Source organism: Amycolatopsis sp. lyj-84, assembly GCF_046549075.1.
Classification (GTDB): domain Bacteria; phylum Actinomycetota; class Actinomycetes; order Mycobacteriales; family Pseudonocardiaceae; genus Amycolatopsis.
On sequence record NZ_JAJPWO010000039.1, the window covers coordinates 1 to 645 of the forward strand.

Annotated in this window: 2 protein-coding genes; both read left to right on the forward strand. The window is 56.3% G+C overall.

All coding sequences use genetic code 11. From position 1 onward, the window contains the following. Nucleotides 1-71 precede the first annotated feature (71 nt). Nucleotides 72-470 carry a DNA-packaging protein FI gene (locus ACLJRM_RS44225; RefSeq protein WP_000158919.1) on the forward strand — a complete coding sequence of 133 codons (399 nt, stop codon included), beginning with the start codon at nucleotides 72-74 and terminating at the stop codon, nucleotides 468-470. An 11-nt stretch (nucleotides 471-481) separates the two neighbouring features. Continuing rightward, the coding region (locus tag ACLJRM_RS44230; RefSeq protein WP_139532899.1) for a head-tail joining protein at nucleotides 482-645 on the forward strand (164 nt) is incomplete at its 3' end.

Here is a 645-nt window from a genome sequence, read left to right on the forward strand (position 1 = left end):
GATGAGTTCGTGTCCGTACAACTGGCGTAATCATGGCCCTTCGGGGCCATTGTTTCTCTGTGGAGGAGTCCATGACGAAAGATGAACTGATTGCCCGTCTCCGCTCGCTGGGTGAACAACTGAACCGTGATGTCAGCCTGACGGGGACGAAAGAAGAACTGGCGCTCCGTGTGGCAGAGCTGAAAGAGGAGCTTGATGACACGGATGAAACTGCCGGTCAGGACACCCCTCTCAGCCGGGAAAATGTGCTGACCGGACATGAAAATGAGGTGGGATCAGCGCAGCCGGATACCGTGATTCTGGATACGTCTGAACTGGTCACGGTCGTGGCACTGGTGAAGCTGCATACTGATGCACTTCACGCCACGCGGGATGAACCTGTGGCATTTGTGCTGCCGGGAACGGCGTTTCGTGTCTCTGCCGGTGTGGCAGCCGAAATGACAGAGCGCGGCCTGGCCAGAATGCAATAACGGGAGGCGCTGTGGCTGATTTCGATAACCTGTTCGATGCTGCCATTGCCCGCGCCGATGAAACGATACGCGGGTACATGGGAACGTCAGCCACCATTACATCCGGTGAGCAGTCAGGTGCGGTGATACGTGGTGTTTTTGATGACCCTGAAAATATCAGCTATGCCGGACAGGG